Genomic DNA, 18,607 nt, shown 5'->3' with positions numbered 1-18,607 from the left:
TTTTGACACACTAGTATCTTAGTGTTAAAGCCAACGTCAAGAGGAGACGCCAACCAGAACAGGGCCGAGCCCCGCATGGCACTTCATCCCGACAGGCTTTTGCCGATCGAACCGGACGCCAGGGCTATTGCCCGCCGCCTCTACAGGCAGGTGGCAGGCCTGCCGATTCTCTCCCCGCACGGCCATACCGACCCCAATTGGTATGCCGAGGATGCTCCCTTCCCCGATCCCGCCACGCTGTTCGTCAAGCCGGACCACTACATCACACGCATGCTCTATTCGCAGGGTGTACGGCTGGACATGCTCGGCATTCCCAGCCGAGACGGGACAGCTGTCGAAACCGACGGCCGCAAGATCTGGCGGCTTTTTGCCGAACACTGGTATCTGTTCCGGGGTACGCCGAGCCGGTTGTGGTTCGAGCATTCGCTGGAAAGCGGCTTCGGCATCACCGAGCGCCTGGCACCGGACAATGCCGACCGGCTCTATGACGAGATCGCCGCCGCACTCGAACGGCCGGAATTCCGCCCCCGCGCCCTCTATGACCGCTTCAACATCGAGGCCATCTCCACCACCGACGCGGCAACCGACGATCTGAAGGCCCATCAGGCCATCCGTGCCTCCGGCTGGAAGGGCCGTGTCCTGCCGGCCTATCGCCCCGACGCCGTCGTCGATGCCGATCGTGCCGATTTCCGGAACCAGGTTCGACATCTCCTCGATATGACCGGGCAGCCCGCGAGTTGGGAAGGCTATCTGACGGCGCACCGCGAACGCCGTGCCTTCTTCAGATCGCTGGGGGCGACCTCGAGCGACCATGGACATCCCAGCGCCCGCACGGCCAATCTCGGCCGGGCAGAGGCGGAAGCGCTCTTCGCCCGCCTCATCGCCGGACCGGCAACGCCCGCCGATGCCGAGCTGTTCCGGGCGCAGATGCTGACCGAAATGGCGCGGATGAGCCTGGAGGACGGGCTCACCATGCAGATCCATCCGGGCTCCTACCGCAATCACAATCCGGCGCTGTTCACCCGCTTCGGTCCGGATGTCGGTGCCGACATTCCCAGGCAGACCAGCTATGTCGAGGCGCTGAAGCCCCTGCTCGACGCCGTCGGCAACGAGCCCGGTCTCACCGTCGTGCTGTTCACCTTGGACGAAACGGCCTTCAACCGGGAACTCGCGCCCCTCGCCGGCCATTATCCCGCGCTCCGGCTCGGCCCGCCCTGGTGGTTCCTCGACAGTCCGGAAGGCATGCGCCGCTTCCGCGAACTCGCGACGGAAACGGCCGGTTTCTACAACACGGTCGGCTTCAACGACGATACCAGGGCCTATCTGTCGATCCCGGCGCGCCACGACATGGCTCGCCGCGTCGATTGCGCCTGCCTCGCCCGCCTAGTGGCCGATCATCGCCTCGACGAGGACGAGGCAGCTGAGGTCGCCGTCGACCTCGCCTACAGCCTCGCCAAGCGCGCCTACAAACTCTGACATCGTGTGCCATGGCGGCATGCGATGTCACGTAACGTCATATCGGTATCGAAACCCGCGAGTACAAAGACAAGAACGCAGAAAAACCGGCTTTCAAGCAGCCATACGGACCGGAAAAGGGGGGAAGCCATGCGTGCCCATCTCGTCAGTCGTCGTGCAATGCTCGGAGCCGGCTGCGGATTTGCCGCTTCCGTCCTGCTGGGCAGTCAGGCCCGGGCAGAGGACAAGCAGCTCAGGGTGTTCTGGTGGGGTTCGCAGGAGCGGGCCGACCGCACCAACAAGGCGGTGGACGCCTTCCGGACGGCGAATGCCGGCGTCGACACCAAGACCGAATTCACCGGATGGAGCGACTACTGGCCGCGTCTCGCCACCCGCGTCGCCGGGCGCAATGCGCCGGACCTAGTCCAGATGGACTATCGCTACATGTTCGAATATGCCCGCCGCGGGGCCATCCTGCCGCTCGACCAATATTTGGGCAACCTTCTCGACATCGCCGATTTCGGCAAGGCCAATCTCGGTTCTTGCAGCGTCGACGGCAAGCTCTACGGCATCAATCTCGGGGTCAACTCCTCAGCCATGGCCTATGACCCCGCTGCCTGGCAGGAAGCGGGCGTGGAGCCGCCGAAATTCGGCACAAGCTGGGAGGAATTCGCCGGCAAATGCGAGGCTTTCGGCAAGGCCAACAAGCGCAAGAAATTCTACGCCACGGCCGATGCCAGCGGCGTCGAGCCGGCCTTCGAACTCTGGCTACGGCAACGGGGCAAGGCCCTTTATGACGACAAGGGCGCACTCGCCTTCGACGCCAAGGATGCCGCCGACTGGTTCAAGCTCTGGGGCGCCCTGCGCGATTCCGGCGGCAGCGTCAGCGCCGACATCCAGGCCCTCGACAAGCTGACGCTGGAAACCTCGCCCCTCGCCCTCGGCTACTCGGCCACCAGCTTCCTGCACTCCAACCAGTTCATTGGCGCCCAGCAGCTCAGCAAGGCCAGACTGTCGATCACGGCCTATCCCATCCTCGCTGGGGGCAAGCCCGGCCACTATCTCAAGCCCTCGCAGATGTGGTCGATCTCCTCGGACGCCAAGGCGCCGGAGCTCGCCGTCAAGCTGGCCAACTTCACCGTGCACGATCCCGCCGGCGTCAAGATCCTCGGCGTGGAGCGGGGCGTTCCCGCCTCCCCCGCCATGCGCGACCTTGCCGCCGCCTCGCTCGACGACGTCAGCAGGCAGATGGTCGATTATGTCGGCAAGCTCGACCCCTATGTCGGGGGCCTGCCGCCCTCCCCGCCCAAGGGGGCTGGCGAGATCTCCTTCGTGCTGCAGCGCATCAGCCAGGAAGTCGCCTTCGGGTCGACGCCGGAACAAGGCGGCGAACAGTTCATTGCGGAAGCCGAGTCCATCCTGAAACGGGGCTGAGCGCCATGGCCGCGACGACACTGGTTCAGCCCAGCGAGATCTCCGAAGGTCGGCTGCGGCAGGCCCTGCGCCGAAACGGTGCCGGCTATCTGTTCCTGGCGCCCTGGCTGATCGGCTTTCTCGGCCTCACCTTGGGGCCGGCCCTGGCCTCGCTCTATCTGTCCTTCACGGACTATGACCTGCTGCAGAGCCCGCAATTCGTCGGCACCGCCAATTATGTGCGTATCGCCACCGCCGATCCGAAATTCGCGGCGGCGATGAAGGTGACCTTCACCTATGTGCTGCTGTCGGTGCCGCTCAAGCTGATCTTCGCCCTGGCTCTGGCCATGGCCTTCAATCGCGGCATAAGAGGGCTTCCGCTCTATCGCGCCATCTTCTACCTGCCCTCTTTGCTCGGCGCCTCCGTGGCGATCGCAGTGCTCTGGCGCCAGCTCTTCGCCGCCGACGGCCTCGTCAATTCCCTCCTCGCCCTCGCCGGCATCGACGGGCCGAGCTGGATCTCCAATCCGCGCTATTCGCTCTACACGCTGGTGGCGCTCTCGGTTTGGCAGTTCGGCTCGCCCATGATCATCTTCCTGGCGGGCCTGCGCCAGATTCCGCAGGACATGTACGAGGCCGCCAGCCTCGACGGCGCTTCCAAGGCCCGGCAATTCTTCAAGATCACCCTGCCGCTGCTCACCCCGGTGGTGTTCTTCAATTTCGTCATCCAGACCATCGAAGCCTTCAAGGCCTTCACGCCCGCCTTCATCATCTCCGAAGGCAATGGCGGCCCGATCAACTCGACCCTGTTCTACACGCTCTATCTCTACCAGGAGGCCTTCGGCTATTTCCGCATGGGCTATGCCTCGGCGCTGGCCTGGATCCTCGTGCTGATCATCGCCTTCTTCACCGCCTTCTCCTTCCTCACCGCGCGCTATTGGGTGCATTATGACGACTGACGCCGCCGCCGTGCACGCGCCGGAGCGCTCAGTCCTGCGTTCGGCCCTGATCCATGCTGGCCTGATCGCCGCCTCCTTCGTGATGCTCTATCCGCTGCTCTGGATGCTGGCAGGCTCGGTGCGGCCGGCGGACGACATCTTCGGCGGCCAGACTTCGCTGATCCCCTCCCAGGTCTCGATCCGGGCCTATGAAACCGGCTGGTTCGGACTGCAGGTGAGCTTTGGAACCTTCTTCCTCAACTCGCTCGCCATCTCCGTGCTGGCGACGATCGGCAACGTCATGGCCGCCTCGCTGACGGCCTATGCCTTCGCGCGGCTGCAGTTCTTCGGCAAGAACTTCTGGTTTGCATTGATGCTGGGCACGCTGATGCTGCCCTACCACGTCACCCTCATTCCTCAATATGTGCTGTTCCTGAACATCGGCTGGGTGAACACCTGGCTGCCGCTGGTGGTGCCCAAATTCCTCGCGGTCGATGCCTTCTTCATCTTCCTGATGGTGCAGTTCTTCCGCGGCCTGCCACGCGAGCTCGACGAGGCCGCGATGATGGATGGCTGCAGCGCCTGGCGCATCTACTGGAAGATCGTGCTGCCGCTTTCCATGCCTGTCCTCGCCACCGCCGCGATCTTCTCCTTCATCTGGACCTGGGAGGATTTCTTCGGGCCGCTGATCTATCTGGGCGACATCCACACCTACACCGTCCAGCTTGGCCTGCGCTCGCTGGTCGATGCCAGCGGCACCTCCGACTGGGGCGCCCTGTTCGCCATGTCGGTGCTCTCCTTGATCCCGATCTTCCTGGTCTTCCTGTTCTTCCAGCGCCTTCTGATCGAAGGCATCGCCACCACCGGCATGAAACGCTGACATCCGGAGCAAAATGCGTTCAAGCCGAAGTCTTCGTTCGACTTAACACACTGGGAACAGACGCATTTTGCGATTCTAGCGATTCAATCTGAAAGTAGAACGCCCGAGCGGACAATTGATATGAAACCTTTGAAATTCGCCGTCATCGGCATCAATCACGACCATATCCACGGCCAGATCAGGGCGCTCAGGCAGGCCGGTGCCGTCTGCACGGGCTTTCATGCCACCGAAGACGATCTCGCCGTCGCCTTTGCCGGGGCCTATCCCGAGATCCCACGCGTCGCCGAGGCGGCGCGGCTCTATGAGGACCCTGCGATCGATGTGATCGTCAGCGCCGCCATTCCGGGCGATCGCGCCGACGTCGCCGTCACGGCCATGCGCCACGGCAAGGATGTGCTGCTGGACAAGCCGGGCATGACCAGCCTCGGCCAGCTTGAGAGCGTGCGCCTGGTGCAGGCCGAGACCAGGCGCATCCTCTCCATCCTCTATTCGGAACATTTCGAGGTGCCCGCCACCGTGAAGGCCGGCGAACTGGTGGCCTCGGGTGCCATCGGCGAGATCGTGACCATGGCCGGACTCGGCCCGCATCGCCTGCGCAAGCCGCAGCGACCGGGCTGGTTCTTCGAGCGCGAGCGCTATGGCGGCATCCTCGTCGATATCGGCGCCCACCAGTTCGAGCAGTTCCTGTTCTTCACCGGCGCCGAGGATGCCGATATCCTCTCCGCCTCTGTCGGCAACCGCGCCAATGCCGACAAGCCCGGCCTGCAGGATGTCGGCGATGTCCACCTTCGCACGCCGCAGGGTGTCACGGGCTATATCCGCGTCGACTGGTTCACGCCCGACGGCCTGCCGGTATGGGGCGACGGGCGGCTCTTCATCACCGGCACCCAAGGCACCATCGAGCTGCGAAAATATGTCGATGTCGCCGGCCGCGCCGGCGGAGACCATCTCTTCCTCACCGATCGGAAGGGTATGCAGCATATCGATTGTTCGGCGGTCGAGCTTCCCTTCGGCCGGCAGTTCATCACCGACGTCTTGGAGCGGACCGAGACGGCCATGCCGCAGGCCCGTTGCTTCAAGGCGATGGAACTCGCCCTCAAGGCCCAGCAGCGCGCCGAGGAGGCTGCGTGATGGGCGAGATCAAATCCGTCGCCGTCGTCGGGCTGAACATCGGGCGCGCGCATATCGCCGAGGCCTATGCGCCGCGCCCCGAACGCTGGCGCCTCGCCGCCGTCTGCGATCGCAACCAGGAACGCCTCGATGCGGTTGCCGATGAATTCTCGGCCGAAAGCCGCACGCTGCATTTCGACGAACTCCTCGCTCGCGACGATATCGACGTGATCGACATCGCCACACCGCCCGCAACCCATTTCGAGCTGGTCAGCCGGGCCCTGGCGGCGGGCAAGCACGTTGTCTGCGAAAAGCCTTTGGTGGGCTCGCTGCACGAGGCCGATCTTCTGGCCAATGCCCAGACCCAGAGCGGCCAGATCCTGATGCCGATCTTCCAGTACCGTTTCGGCGAGGGTCTGCAGAAGGCCAAGCGCATCATCGAGGCGGGGTTGGCCGGAAAGCCCTATCTTGGCACGGTCGAAACGCATTGGAAGCGCACGCCCGATTATTATGCCGTCTATTGGCGCGGCAAATGGGACACAGAGCTCGGCGGGGTGCTGATGACCCATGCCATCCACCAGCATGACATGATGACCCATCTGATGGGACCGGTGCGGCGGCTGTTCGCACGGGCGACGACGAGGGTCAACGCCATCGAGGTCGAGGATTGCGTCTCCTCCTCCTGGGAAATGGACAATGGCGCGCTGGTGGCGGCCAGCGCCACTTTGGGCTCGCAGAACGAGATTTCGCGGCTGCGCCTGTGCTTCGAAAACGTCACTTTCGAGAGCGGCGGCGAGGCCTATTCGCCGGGTGACGACCCCTGGACGATCCTGCCAGCGAACGAGGCCGTGGCGGCTGACATCAAGGATCTCGTCGCCGACCTGCCCCCGGTCGGCCGCCGCTTCCTCGGCCAGATGGATGCCTTGCACGAGGCCCTGCACGGCCGTGCACCGGTCCCGGTCACGGTTGCCGATGCGCGCCGGGCGCTGGAACTGGCGACCGCCTTTTATCATTCCGCCCAGACCGGCAGCGACGTGGCCCTGCCGATCGGCCCCGATCATCCGAAATATCGCGGTTGGCGACCGTAAGGAGGACGACATGGCGACGAGCATCCGGCTCGACAAGGTGGTGAAGCGCTACGGCTCGCTGGACGTCATTCACGGCGTGGATCTTGTCATCGAACCGGGCGAGTTCACGGTGTTCGTCGGCCCGTCGGGCTGTGGCAAATCCACCCTTCTGCGCATGATCGCCGGTCTCGAGCCGATTTCGGGCGGCGACCTCACCATCGACGGGGAACGCATGAACAATGTCCCCGCCTCGCGCAGGGGCATCGCCATGGTGTTCCAGTCCTACGCCCTCTATCCGCACATGACGGTCTACAAGAACCTCGCTTTCGGGCTGGAGACCGCCGGCTACAAGCGGGCCGAGGTCGACCAACGGGTGCGCCATGCCGCCAGGATCCTCAAGATCGAGGACTATTTGCAGCGCCGCCCCAAGGCCCTGTCCGGTGGCCAGCGCCAGCGCGTCGCCATCGGGCGGGCGATCGTGCGCGAACCGCGCATCTTCCTGTTCGACGAACCCCTTTCCAATCTCGACGCGGAACTGCGGGTGCAGATGCGCGTGGAGATCGCCAAGCTGCACCAGGATCTCGGAAACACCATGATCTACGTGACCCACGACCAGGTCGAGGCGATGACCATGGCCGACAAGATCGTGGTGCTGCGCGACGGCGTGGTGATGCAGGTCGGCGCACCCCTCGATCTCTACAACGCGCCGGCCAACCAGTTCGTGGCCGGCTTCATCGGCTCGCCCAAGATGAATTTCCTGGCCGGCCGCCTGGCCGGAGCCGGCGATGCGATCGAAGTTGCCGGCCGAACCGTAAGCCTCGGTTCGCCTCTAGCGGGCGCCAGGACGACTGCCCCCGTCACCTTCGGCGTGCGCCCCGAGCATGTCCTGGTCGGCGGCGGGGCCGGCGAGCCGCTCGGCGACGTCAAAGTCCATCTGGTCGAGCATCTCGGCGGAGAGACCGTGCTCTACGCAACCACCTCAGGCGGGGAGAACCTGACCATTTCGGCCCCTGGGCAATTACGAGTCCGCCATGGCGAAACCGTGCCCCTGCGCGCCGACCCCGCCCTCTGCCATGTCTTCAACCAAGAGGGTGCTTCCCTGCGACGGTGAGCCCAGCGGATCGCCGGAACGCCGATTTCGAAGGGTGGTGCGCCCGCGACAGATGGATGGGTCGGCAACGCTATCGGACGGTTGCGATCCCGGCCAGGATGAGGTCGATGCCGGCAAGGAACTGCTCCCGGTCGTCATGGCCGGGCAGCCGCGTCGCCAACCGATGCACGAAGGCATATTTGGCGGGGTCGAGCTGCCTCCACCGCGCTGCAACGGTGGTGAGGAACGCCGTCCGGTCCATTTCGCGCGGGGCGAGACGGGCATTCGCAGCGTTCTGCCCGGCGACGCCGAGAATGTAATTCACGAGCGCGGACCAGCAGTCGAACTCCGCCCGCTCGGGAACGCCGAGCGCCTGGAGATGGCTGCCGATGCCTTCGGAAATCTGGAGCATGGCGGCTTGCAATGGCTCACGGGAGAGTTGCGCACCCACCCAGGGGTGTGCGTCGATCGCATCGAACACACCGAGCGCCATGGCTCTGATGGCCTGCTGGGGCCTGTCTCCATCGCCCACCTCGGTCATGGCGCGGGCAATGATATCGTTGGTGGTAGCCGCGAGGAGCTCGTCCTTGTCGGCGACGTGCCAGTAGATCGCTCCGCTTCCCGTTGCCAGACGGGCGGCGAGTGCGCGGAATGTCAGGGCGCCTTCCCCCCCGCTGTCCAGGATCTCGATCGCGGCTTCGACGATCCTCTCCTTCGAGAGCGTGTCCGCGCGCCGTCCGGTTCGCTGAATCTTGGTTGTCATACCCACCATCTTGACATGGTTGGAACATCGTTCCAACAAATGTCTATGGAACAGTGTTCCATAGACATTTGAAAGGAATAGAATGACGACACCAGTCACGATTATCGGCGCGGGCCTCGGCGGCCTCATCCTCGCACGCGTCCTCTCCCGGCACGGCATCTCGGCGACGGTCTACGAGGCCGAGCCCTCGGCCGGGGCGCGCACGCAGGGCGGACAGCTCGATATCCACGAATATAACGGGCAACGCGCGCTCGATGACGCCGGCCTCCTCGATGAATTCCACGCGATCATCCACCGGGGCGGCGCGGCGGCACGCATTCTCGACCGACACGGCAACTTATTACTCGACGAGCCCGACGACGGCACCAGCGGACGTCCCGAGGTGCTTCGAGGCGACCTGCGACGAATTCTTGTCCAGTCCCTGCCCGAGAATACGATTCAGTGGGGAAAGAAGCTCGCCCACGTCGCGGACCTCGGCGATGGCCGGCACGAGTTGGCATTCACGGACGGGTCGACCGCGAGAACGGAACTTCTCGTGGGGGCGGATGGCGCCTGGTCGAAGGTCCGCCCCCTGCTGTCCGATGCGAAGCCCGACTATGTCGGCACCACATTGATCGAGACCTATCTACATGATGTCGACGAACGGCATTCCGCGTCTGCCGGAGCCGTCGGCCGCGGCGCGATGTACGCACTCGCCCCGGGAAAGGGCATCGTCGCACATCGCGAGGCCGGAAATATCCTTCACACCTATGTCGAGTTGAACCGCTCCGCCGAATGGATCGCCGACATCGACTTTAGTGACGCCGCTGCCGCAACAGCCCGGATCGCAGCTGAATTCGAGGGCTGGGCGCCGGCGCTCACCGCGCTGATTACCGATGGCGAGACTCCGCCGACCCCGCGCATGATCCATGCGCTTCCCGTCGGACACCGATGGGACCGCGTGCCCGGGGTGACGCTTCTCGGCGACGCCGCCCACCTGATGCCCCCCGCCGGCGAGGGCGGGAACCTGGCGATGCTCGACGGCGCCGAACTCGCAAAAGCGATCGCCGCTCGCCCCGACGACATCGAAGCGGCCCTCGCCATCCATGAAAATGCGATGTTCGCGCGCAGCGCCCCCGAAGCCGCGGACGCGCATTTGATGCTGGAAATCTGCCTCGGCGACCGCGCTCCGTTCGGACTTATCGACTTCCTCACTGCCGCCCATCAGGGGAGACAGGAAGAAAGCGCCCTGTCCTGATCCGCGCCACCACCAGTGCCGGCATGACGGCCGACGCTCTCGCCGGATCATCGCGGGCAAAAGGCTGGCTCAAGCCGACAGGATCTGTCTCATAAGCCAACAGGCCCGACCCCGCCCGTAAAAGCACGCGCCCGCAGCGCATGGATTGCCAGGCGCGCGCCGGCCAGCAGCGCTTGGCGGGGCGCCAGCACGGCCTGCCGCCGCCTGCGGCTGCGCGACAGTTTGAGCAGGATCTCCCGCGCTCTTGCCCGCCAGCCATAATCGTCGACCGCGCCGCGAAACAGCATCGCGACCGGCCGGTCGCCCACTCTCTGCAATCGCTGCATCATCACGCCGGCTTCGCGAAACCAATCGCTCTCCAGCCGCACGCCGGGGGCCATCACCAACACCCAATCGCTGCGGGCAGCCTCGAGGCCGGTACGCTCGTCACCTTCTACGATGACGCAGCCGACGGCATCCGCGACCAGGCGCGTGCCCTGGGAAGATCCGCTCTCGGCGACCACCACCTCGCGCACGAAACCATCCGCCGCCGCCGGGACAAGGGCAGCCAGCGTTTCCGCCAGCAGCAATTCCTGGCCGTTCGCGGCGATGACGACACTGATCATGGCAGGCAGGGGGGTTGTTTCAGTCTCATTCTCCTCCTCGCATATCACGCGGCGCCCTTCGAAATCAGAGCCCGAAACAGCCGATCCTGCGCAAATTATCGGCAATTTCGTTTCGCTTGCAGCAATGTTCTCTTTTTGTTCTAATGAGAACAGAGGAATTTGATTCGCGGAGGCGGCCATGGGCGTGCCGATAAGCAAGGTCTCTCTTACCGATGCGGTGCCGGTGGGCACGACCGTGATCGACATCGATCGGCGGCGGGGCCGCGGCGCCGGCTCCAACGCCAGCGGGCGTTTCGAAGGGCTTTCGCGCTTCATCGAGGATGACGGCTGGAACTCGATCGAGGAATTGCCGACTCTGCGCACCGAGATCCAGGACGAGCAGGCCCGCAAGATCATCACCTTCAACGACTCGCCGGACATCTCCTTCGACCGTTCGATCAACCCCTATCGCGGCTGCGAGCATGGCTGCGTCTATTGCTTCGCCAGGCCGACGCACGCGCATATGGGACTCTCGCCGGGGCTCGACTTCGAGACCAAGCTGTTCGCCAAGCCGAATGCGGCGACCCTGCTGGAAAAAGAATTGTCGGCCAGGAATTATCAGCCGCGCACCATCGCGATGGGCACCAACACCGACCCCTACCAGCCGATCGAGCGCCAGCGCGGCATCACCCGCTCCATTCTGGAGGTTCTTGATAGAACCAGCCACCCGGTCGGCATCGTCACCAAATCGGGCTTGATCACCCGCGACATCGACATTCTCGCACGCCTTGCGCGGCGCGGCCTGGTCAAGGTCGCCCTGTCGGTGACCACCCTCGACGCAAAGCTCTCCCGCTCGCTCGAGCCACGAGCGGCCACGCCGTCCTTGCGCCTGAAGGCCATGCGTCAGCTGGCCGATGCCGGCATTCCCGTGACGGTGATGGTGGCGCCGATCATCCCCAAGATCAACGATGCCGAGATCGAGCGCATCCTCGAAGCGGCCCGTGCGGCGGGCGCCCGCGAGGCGGGTTACGTCATGCTACGCCTGCCCCTCGAGATTTCGGGCCTGATGCGCGATTGGCTGGGCGAGCATCGCCCCGATGCCATGAACCATGTCTTCTCGCTGATGCGATCGAGCCGCGACGGCAAGGACTATGATTCGCGCTGGGGCCTGCGCATGTCGGGAACCGGACCCTATGCCTGGATGATCGGGCGGCGTTTCGAACTGGCTGCCGCCCGGCTGGGCCTCAACGCCAGGCGGTTGAAGCTGCGTACGGACCTGTTCACCCGCCCGGTGCGGATGGGTGAACAACTGGCGCTGTTCTGATCAGGCGAAAAGCAGATATTTTCGTTCTTCGGTCGTGTTGCCTGTCGCCCTTGCCGTTGCCCGGTTCTTACAGAGAGAGGGCAAGGGGGCAACGCCGCGGACCGTGAAGAAACGGTCTTCTTCCGCCCTAATATCCGAAGAACTGCCGGCAATCACCGCTTGCTGCCTTTGAACCAGGACGAGCGCGCCGGTTTGGCCGGCTCCGGTTTGGCCGGCGTGGATAAAAGCTCGCTGATCGTCGGGCCGGGCAGTTCGCTCACGGGCGTCAGGGTCGCCGAAGCCCAGAAGGAATTGCCGGCCAGGGCATGCTCGGCGAGCTTGCGATAGGTTGCCAGGCGACGGTCGATCCGCTCGCCGATGTCGTAGGCGGCCAATTCGTCCGGTGTCGGATCGCGCCCGACCTCCTGTTTGAAAGCCACCAGCCAGTCGCGCTTGTTCTGCGTGGAGAGGGAAAAGGCCAGCAGGCCGACGACATCCTCCTCGTCATGCACCAGGCGATCGAACACATTGTCGGAGGGCAAGCCAGCCTTGATCGGAGCCGGCGCCGCTTCGCTCTGGGATTGATGGTCCTGAGAAGGTGTAGCAGCCTCGATATCGGTCACGTTCTTTTGCATTCCGCCCTGCCCCGCAACAAACGCTATCTGCCCAAACGCTGTCCATCGTTGTCGGCAACATACCGTGAAAAATTGCGGCTAAACTTGACATGGCAGAGGCACAAAGCAAGTCACGATTTGTATCGGTACAGCGTCAGCCCACCCTCTGCGCTGGACCTGCCGGCGGGAATCTTCTAACGCCAGTTCATGACAAAACATCTTCTCGCTGGCGTCGACGAGGCTGGCCGGGGACCGCTGGCGGGCCCGGTATCGGCTGCCGCCGTCATCCTCGATCCCGACAGGGTGCCGGTCGGCCTGGCCGATTCCAAGGTCATCACGGCGGCACGGCGCGAAGAGCTCTATCAGGAGATCATGGCCTCGGCGCTCTCTGTCTCGGTCGCCTTTTCGAGTCCAGCCTTGATCGACCGGCTCAACATCCGCGGCGCCACGCTGGACGCCATGCGGCGGGCCGTCAGGGGGCTGTCCCTGCGCCCCTCGTCGGTGGAGATCGACGGCAAGGACGTGCCCCACGGCCTGCAGCTTCCGGCCCGCGCCATCATCGACGGTGACGCGCTGGTGCCGACCATCTCCGCCGCCTCGATCATCGCCAAGGTCACCCGCGACCGCCTGATGATCAAGCTTTCGGCCACCTACCCGCTCTATGGCTTCGAGCGCCATATGGGCTACGGCACGCCCGAACATACCGCCGCCATCGACACGCATGGACCCTGCCCGCATCACCGCCTGTCCTTCGGAAGGCTGAAGGCATATCGGGTTTGAGAGAGCGGTGCTGTCTCCTTACGGCGCGACCACGCCCTTGCGGAAGATGAAACAGCCATAGAAGCGCCGTTCGCCAGTAGCGATCACGCAATAGGCCTTCTTGGCGTGTTCGTAGAATTCCATGCGCTCGATCGAGGTCATCGGCCAGGACTTGCCTTCCGCCTTGTCGATCGCGGCCTGCACTTCCTGCTGGACCGGCGGGACTTCGTCGGGCGAGCCGACGATCTCCATGCGGCGGGCCGAGTCGTCGACGAAGGTGTCGAGCGGCACAACCGACAGTACGGCCTCAACCGCACGGGCGGCCGTCACACCGTCGATGCGCAGGAGGTCCCCCAGCACCGTCTCGCGAGCGACCGAATCGGCCGGGAAATTGGTGTCGCAGATCACCAGCGTGTCGCCATGGCCCATCGCTCGGAGGGCATAGAGCACATCGGCATTCAGCAACGGATCGATATTCTTGAGCATGGTAGTTTCCTATTTTGCGATCTGCGCAGGTCTGGTCTGCATGAGCTTGGCCTGCAGTATGACGACGATCAGCAAGAAGGCGCCGCGCACCACCGACTGCCAATAGGCTGAGAGCGAGATCCAGCCCATGCCATTCTCGAAATTGAGGATCGTGTAGATCAGGCCGAGCAGCAGGGCGCCGGCCAGCGTGCCGCCGATGGAGCCCTTGCCCCCTGTCAGCAGCGTGCCGCCCACCACCACCGAGGCGACGGCGATCAGCTCCCAGCCAATGCCTTCGATCGGTTGGCCGGCACCGAATTGCGAGGCCAGGATCACGCCCGCCATGCCGGCCGTCACGCCGGAGATCACATAGACCGCGAAGATGGTGCGGTTGACCGGCAAGCCCATCAGCCGGGAGGCTTCCGCGCCGCCGCCGACCGCCAGCACATGGCGCCCGAAAGAGGTGGAGTTCAGGGTAATGGCGCCCACGATATACGCCACCAGGGCGATCCAGGCCGGCGTCGGGAAGCTCAGGATGAAGCCGAGAATGTTCGCGGCGGTGCCGGCATTTTCGGCATCCACCCATTCAGGTCGCATGAAGCTGAGAAGATCGCCCTGCCCGAGCGCGGTGAAGGCCGTGTCATAGGAAGCCGAGACCGATTGGTTGTTGGCCAGCAGCAGGGCCGTGCCTTGCGCCGCCAGCATGGTGGCGAGCGTGGCGATGAAAGGCAGGATCTTCAAACGGGTGATGATCAGCGCATTGATGATGCCGACGGCCGCTCCCGCCGCAAGCCCGCCGGCGGCGCCGGCGATGAGGCCATAGGAGCTGAGATAGGCGGAGACCACGCTGGCCAGCGCGGCGGTGGTGCCGACCGACAGGTCGATGCCGCCAGTCATGATCACGAAGCACATGCCGAGGGCGACCAGCGCAAACATCGAATTGTAGCGCAGCACGGTCTGGATGTTGTAGGTGCCGAGGAAGCCGTCATAGCGCCAGGCCCCGAAGGCCGCGAGCAGCACGAGGGCCAGCAGCACGCCGAGGGCCGGAGAGAACCGAAAGTTCGCCATCACGCCGTCCCCTGCCGCTGGAGCCAGACAGCGAGCACGATCAGCACTGCCTTGGCGATGAGAGCCGCCGCATCCGGCACTCCGTTGGCGAGCAAGGTGTAGCGCACCAGCTGGATGATGAGTGCTCCGAGCAAGGTACCGACGATGGTAGCCCGGCCGCCGGAGAGCAGCGTCCCGCCAACCGCCACCGCCGCGATGGCATCGAGTTCCTTGCCCATGCCGATCAGATTGGCATCGGCTGCCGAGTTCATGGCGATCTCGATGAGGCCGGCGATACCGGCGCACAGGCCGCAGATGAAGTAGACCAGCACCTTGACGCGGGCCGCCGGCACGCCGGCGAGTCGGGCCGCCGCCTCATTGCCGCCGACCGCCAGGACCTGCCGGCCGAACACGGTGCCCTTGAGCACATAGGCGGCCGCGATCACCAGAACCGCCATGATCCAGACCTGGAACGGCAATCCCAGCACCTTGCCGAGCGCGATCGCCTGGAATTCCGGGACCTTGAAGACCTGCAGGTCGCCATTGGTGGAGACTTGGGCGAGCCCCCTGCCCGCAATGAACAGGATCAGCGTCGCGATGATCGGCTGGATGTTGTAGCGGGTGATCAGCCAGCCATTGAAGAGGCCGAATACGCCCGCGACCAGCACCGGAATGACGATGCCGAAGGCGATCGCGACATAGAGGTTGGAAAAATCCACGATTTTGCCTGTGAAGATCATCGGCGACAGGGCACCGGCAATCGCCATCAGCGAACCAACCGACAGGTCGATGCCGCCGGTTGCGATCACCAGCGTCATGCCGATGCCGACGATCACGATGGTGCAGACCTGGGTGAGATTGACCAACAGGGTCTGGGTGGTGGCAAAATTGGGAGTGACGGCGAAATTGAAGCCGATCAGAAGCAGCAGCGCGATGATGACACCGTAGCGCTGCAGAAACGCAGGAACATCACGCATGGTTAGCCGTTCCCGTCTCGTCGGCTGCGGGGCTGGCGCCGTGGGCCATGGCGGCCATGATGCTGTCCTCATTGATGTTAGGGGCGCGCAGCTCCGCCACGCTCAAGCCGTCGCGCAGCACGAAGACGCGACTTGCCGCCTCGATGACCTCCTCCAGTTCGGAAGAAATCACCAGCACGCCGAGCCCCTCCGCGGAAAAGCGGCGGATCAGGTTGAGAATTTCCGCCTTGGCCCCGACATCGATGCCGCGCGTCGGCTCATCGAGAATGAGAAGCTTGGGATTCATGCACAGCCAGCGGGCGAGCAGCACCTTTTGCTGATTGCCGCCGGACAATTCGCGGATCTTCTGGTCCGGGCCCGAGCATTTGATGCCGATTTCCTTGATGAAACGCTCGACGATCCGCCTCTGCTCGGCAAGGTCGAAGCGGCCGCCTCGCGAAAGGGCCGGCATCAGCGCGAGGGTGAGATTGTCGGCGACCGACATGTCGGGGACGATGCCTTCGACCTTGCGGTCTTCCGAACAAAATCCCATTCCGGCCTTGATGGCTTCCGTTGGCGTGCGGAACTCCGTCTTGGCTCCATTGAAGGCGATCTCTCCCTTGGCGCGCCTGTCGGCGGCGAAGATGGCGCGGGCCGTCTCGGTACGGCCCGAACCCAGCAATCCAGCCAATCCGACGATCTCGCCCTTGTCGATCGAAAGGGAGGCATCGCTGACGCGCCGCCCGACGGCGAGCGAGCGCACGCCGAGCAGTTCCTCGCGAACAGCCGAGCCCTCTCCCCGTTCGGCGGCGGTGCCTTTCGCCATCACTTCCGCAAGGGCCCTGCCGAGCATGGAAGAGACAAGGGTCAGCTTGGGCATGTCCTGCATGGGCGAAACGGCGACCGTGCGCCCGTCGCGCATGATGGTGACCCGGTCGCAGACGGCATAGAGCTCGTCGAGCTTGTGGGTGACGAACAGCACCGAAACCCCGTCATCCTTGAGCTGCCGGATGGTGCGCAGCAGCACCGCCACCTCGGCCTCGTCGAGGGAGGAAGTCGGCTCGTCCATGATCACCAGGCGGGCCTTGAAGGACACCGCGCGGGCGATCGCCACCATCTGCTGGATGGCGGTGGGAAATTCACCCAGCGGCTGGGTAACGTCGATATTGACGTCGAAACGGGCCAGGAGTTCGCGTGCACCGGCATTCATCGCCTTCCAGTCGATGAACAAGCCGCGGTGCTTGGGCTCGCGGCCGAGATAGATGTTCTCGGCGACCGAACGATAGCCGATCAGGTTGAGTTCCTGGAAGATGGTGCTCACCCCCAGGCGCTGGGCCTGCTGCGGAGAACTGGCCTGCCAGGGTGCTCCGCCGAAGGTGATGGTGCCACCATCATGCGTATGGGCACCATTGAGGATCTTGATCATGGTCGACTTGCCGGCCCCGTTCTGGCCCACCAAGGCCATGACCTCAGCAGGGGCGATGTCGAGGGTCGCGCCATGCAGGACCTTGACGCCACCAAAGCTCTTGGTGATGGCGTCCATGGAAAGAAGCGGGGACGATGGTGCCATTCAGTCTCTAGCTCTAATGGCGGCTAAACCCGCCTCTATCATTGTAAAGAATCGCCGCTTAGGCTCGACCTCTGTCATGCCCGGGCATGACCCGGGCATCCAGGCTCTCTGTCATAAAGGAGGAGCTGGATTGCCGGGGCTAGCCCGGCAATGACAAAAGTCAGCGTTCTAAGACCGCCGGATCAATAGGATTCCGGCAAATAAGCGGCGATGTTGTCCTTGTTGAACAGCCGGTCGGTATTGACGAGACGCGGCGCCACGGCTTCGCCGGCGGCATATTTGACGATGGCGTCGAAGGCAGCCGGACCGAATTTCGGATTGCATTCGATCAGGACGAGAAGCTTGCCGTCCGAAACGGCCTGGGCCGCATCGCGCGTACCGTCGATCGAAGCCAGGATCAGGTCCTTGCCCGGTGTTTTGCCGGCAGCCTCCATCGCGGCGATGGCGCCCATGGTCATCTCGTCATTGTGCGAATAGAGGGCGGTCGCGTCGGGATGGGCCTGATAGAGCGTCTCGAACACCTGGCGCCCCTTGTCGCGGGCGAAGTCACCCGACTGGGAGGCGATGATCTTCATGTCGGGATAGGCCTTGATCGCCTTCTCGAAGCCCGTCTTGCGGTCGTTGGCCGGAGAAGAGCCCACCGTGCCCTGCAGCTCGATGATCTTGGCCTTGCCGTTGACAGCCTTGGCCAGATATTCGCCGGCCATCTCGCCTTCCTTGATGAAGTCGGAGCCGATGAAGGCGACATAGTCCTTGCCGCCCTTGGCGAGATTGGCATCGACACCGCGATCGATCAGGAAGAGCGGGATGCCTGCCTTCTTGGCTTCCATCACCGCTGGCACGAGCGGCTTTTCCTCGCGCGGCGACAGCAGGATGACGTCGACCTTCTGGGCGATCATCGAGCGTACGTCGGCGACCTGTTTGGCGGCCGAGCCGGCGGCGTCGGTGTAGACGAGCTGCCAGCCCCGCTTCTGGGCCTCGTCCTTCATGCTGGCGGTCTGTGCCAGACGCCAGGGATTGTTGCTCTCCGTCTGCGCGAAGCCGACCTTGTATTTGTCTTTCTTCTTCAGCTTGGGCAGGTCGGCGTAAGCAGGCACCAGCCCGAGGCCGGTGAACGCAGCACTGCCGGCCGCGATCTGCAGCAAGGAACGACGCGTAATCATGTTTCTCTCCCGTTTGGGCCCTGGTTCCGACGGGCCCGGACCGCCGGCAACGCAGTTTCGGTGCCATGGTCGGCGGCTAGAATGGTCGGACAATTTCAATCGCGTCAAGTCATCAATTTGAGCAGAACGCGGACAATCACAGCAAGCGTGGCGGAGCGGCGGGCGTCCCGTTCCGGCACGAAATTTTTATTAG

Annotated in this window: 18 protein-coding genes; 10 read left to right on the top strand and 8 right to left on the bottom strand. The window is 64.0% G+C overall.

Annotated features, from left to right (window positions below):
- Nucleotides 1-75 precede the first annotated feature (75 nt).
- The 7 genes from uxaC (at nt 76) to AB4037_RS20895 (ending at nt 7,974) form a co-directional block, all read left to right on the top strand.
- Nucleotides 76-1,476 carry a glucuronate isomerase gene (uxaC, locus tag AB4037_RS20925; RefSeq protein WP_441772816.1) on the top strand — a complete coding sequence of 467 codons (1,401 nt, stop codon included), beginning with the start codon at nt 76-78 and terminating at the stop codon, nt 1,474-1,476.
- 129 nt (nt 1,477-1,605) lie between these two features.
- Nucleotides 1,606-2,889 (top strand): ABC transporter substrate-binding protein, encoded by a 1,284-nt coding sequence (locus AB4037_RS20920; RefSeq protein WP_441772815.1) that lies wholly within the window; start codon nt 1,606-1,608, stop codon nt 2,887-2,889.
- 5 nt (nt 2,890-2,894) lie between these two features.
- The gene (locus AB4037_RS20915; protein ID WP_434955450.1) at nt 2,895-3,827 is read left to right on the top strand and encodes a carbohydrate ABC transporter permease; all 933 of its coding nucleotides are present in this window, start codon (nt 2,895-2,897) and stop codon (nt 3,825-3,827) included.
- Nucleotides 3,817-4,686: a carbohydrate ABC transporter permease gene (locus AB4037_RS20910; RefSeq protein WP_434955449.1), complete on the top strand. Its 870-nt coding sequence runs from the start codon at nt 3,817-3,819 to the stop codon at nt 4,684-4,686. Before AB4037_RS20915 ends, AB4037_RS20910 begins: the two co-directional genes overlap by 11 nt.
- Before the next feature lie 120 nt (nt 4,687-4,806).
- Nucleotides 4,807-5,817 carry a Gfo/Idh/MocA family protein gene (locus AB4037_RS20905; protein WP_434955448.1) on the top strand — a complete coding sequence of 337 codons (1,011 nt, stop codon included), beginning with the start codon at nt 4,807-4,809 and terminating at the stop codon, nt 5,815-5,817.
- Complete coding sequence (locus AB4037_RS20900; protein ID WP_441772814.1) at nt 5,817-6,884, top strand: Gfo/Idh/MocA family protein; 1,068 nt, start codon at nt 5,817-5,819, stop codon at nt 6,882-6,884. Before AB4037_RS20905 ends, AB4037_RS20900 begins: the two co-directional genes overlap by 1 nt.
- 10 nt (nt 6,885-6,894) lie before the next feature.
- Complete coding sequence (locus AB4037_RS20895) at nt 6,895-7,974, top strand: ABC transporter ATP-binding protein (protein ID WP_441772813.1); 1,080 nt, start codon at nt 6,895-6,897, stop codon at nt 7,972-7,974.
- 70 nt (nt 7,975-8,044) lie between these two features.
- On the opposite strand, the gene AB4037_RS20890 is transcribed toward AB4037_RS20895, so the two are convergent.
- Nucleotides 8,045-8,716 carry a TetR/AcrR family transcriptional regulator gene (locus AB4037_RS20890; protein ID WP_441772812.1) on the bottom strand — a complete coding sequence of 224 codons (672 nt, stop codon included), beginning with the start codon at nt 8,714-8,716 and terminating at the stop codon, nt 8,045-8,047.
- An 82-nt stretch (nt 8,717-8,798) separates the two neighbouring features.
- Between AB4037_RS20890 and AB4037_RS20885 the strand changes: the two genes are divergently transcribed.
- Nucleotides 8,799-9,953 (top strand): FAD-dependent oxidoreductase, encoded by a 1,155-nt coding sequence (locus AB4037_RS20885; RefSeq protein WP_441772811.1) that lies wholly within the window; start codon nt 8,799-8,801, stop codon nt 9,951-9,953.
- An 89-nt stretch (nt 9,954-10,042) separates the two neighbouring features.
- Here the strand turns inward: AB4037_RS20885 and AB4037_RS20880 are convergent, their stop codons facing one another.
- Nucleotides 10,043-10,756 carry a glycosyltransferase family 2 protein gene (locus AB4037_RS20880; RefSeq protein WP_441772810.1) on the bottom strand — a complete coding sequence of 238 codons (714 nt, stop codon included), beginning with the start codon at nt 10,754-10,756 and terminating at the stop codon, nt 10,043-10,045.
- On the opposite strand from AB4037_RS20880, the gene AB4037_RS20875 reads away from it, so the two are divergent.
- On the top strand, nt 10,737-11,861 hold the full coding sequence (locus AB4037_RS20875; RefSeq protein WP_434955442.1) for a PA0069 family radical SAM protein: 1,125 nt from the start codon (nt 10,737-10,739) through the stop codon (nt 11,859-11,861). The two genes, AB4037_RS20880 and AB4037_RS20875, sit on opposite strands and share 20 nt — an antisense overlap.
- A gap of 152 nt (nt 11,862-12,013) precedes the next feature.
- On the opposite strand, the gene AB4037_RS20870 is transcribed toward AB4037_RS20875, so the two are convergent.
- The gene (locus tag AB4037_RS20870) at nt 12,014-12,475 is read right to left on the bottom strand and encodes a hypothetical protein (RefSeq protein ID WP_434955441.1); all 462 of its coding nucleotides are present in this window, start codon (nt 12,473-12,475) and stop codon (nt 12,014-12,016) included.
- Nucleotides 12,476-12,661: 186 nt separating this feature from the next.
- Here AB4037_RS20870 and AB4037_RS20865 point away from each other — a divergent pair, with 186 nt between their 5' ends.
- Nucleotides 12,662-13,234 (top strand): ribonuclease HII, encoded by a 573-nt coding sequence (locus tag AB4037_RS20865; RefSeq protein ID WP_434955440.1) that lies wholly within the window; start codon nt 12,662-12,664, stop codon nt 13,232-13,234.
- Nucleotides 13,235-13,252: 18 nt separating this feature from the next.
- On the opposite strand, the gene AB4037_RS20860 is transcribed toward AB4037_RS20865, so the two are convergent.
- The 5 genes from AB4037_RS20860 to AB4037_RS20840 all read right to left on the bottom strand — a co-directional run bounded on the left by AB4037_RS20860 (nt 13,253) and on the right by AB4037_RS20840 (nt 18,414).
- Nucleotides 13,253-13,699, bottom strand: a complete 447-nt coding sequence (locus AB4037_RS20860) for an RbsD/FucU family protein (RefSeq protein ID WP_434955439.1) — start codon at nt 13,697-13,699, stop codon at nt 13,253-13,255.
- A 9-nt stretch (nt 13,700-13,708) separates the two neighbouring features.
- Nucleotides 13,709-14,746: an ABC transporter permease gene (locus tag AB4037_RS20855; protein ID WP_441772809.1), complete on the bottom strand. Its 1,038-nt coding sequence runs from the start codon at nt 14,744-14,746 to the stop codon at nt 13,709-13,711.
- Nucleotides 14,746-15,702, bottom strand: a complete 957-nt coding sequence (locus tag AB4037_RS20850) for an ABC transporter permease (protein ID WP_441772808.1) — start codon at nt 15,700-15,702, stop codon at nt 14,746-14,748. Before AB4037_RS20850 ends, AB4037_RS20855 begins: the two co-directional genes overlap by 1 nt.
- The gene (locus AB4037_RS20845) at nt 15,695-17,251 is read right to left on the bottom strand and encodes a sugar ABC transporter ATP-binding protein (RefSeq protein ID WP_434955436.1); all 1,557 of its coding nucleotides are present in this window, start codon (nt 17,249-17,251) and stop codon (nt 15,695-15,697) included. The genes AB4037_RS20850 and AB4037_RS20845 overlap by 8 nt, the downstream gene beginning before the upstream one ends.
- Nucleotides 17,252-17,433: 182 nt before the next feature.
- Nucleotides 17,434-18,414, bottom strand: coding sequence for an ABC transporter substrate-binding protein (locus AB4037_RS20840; protein WP_434955435.1), 981 nt, complete (start codon nt 18,412-18,414; stop codon nt 17,434-17,436).
- Between the last annotated feature and the right edge of the window lie 193 nt (nt 18,415-18,607).

The organism is Labrys sp. KB_33_2 (assembly GCF_052114505.1).
Taxonomy (GTDB): domain Bacteria; phylum Pseudomonadota; class Alphaproteobacteria; order Rhizobiales; family Labraceae; genus Labrys.
This window is presented reverse-complemented; position numbering and strand designations above follow the sequence as displayed.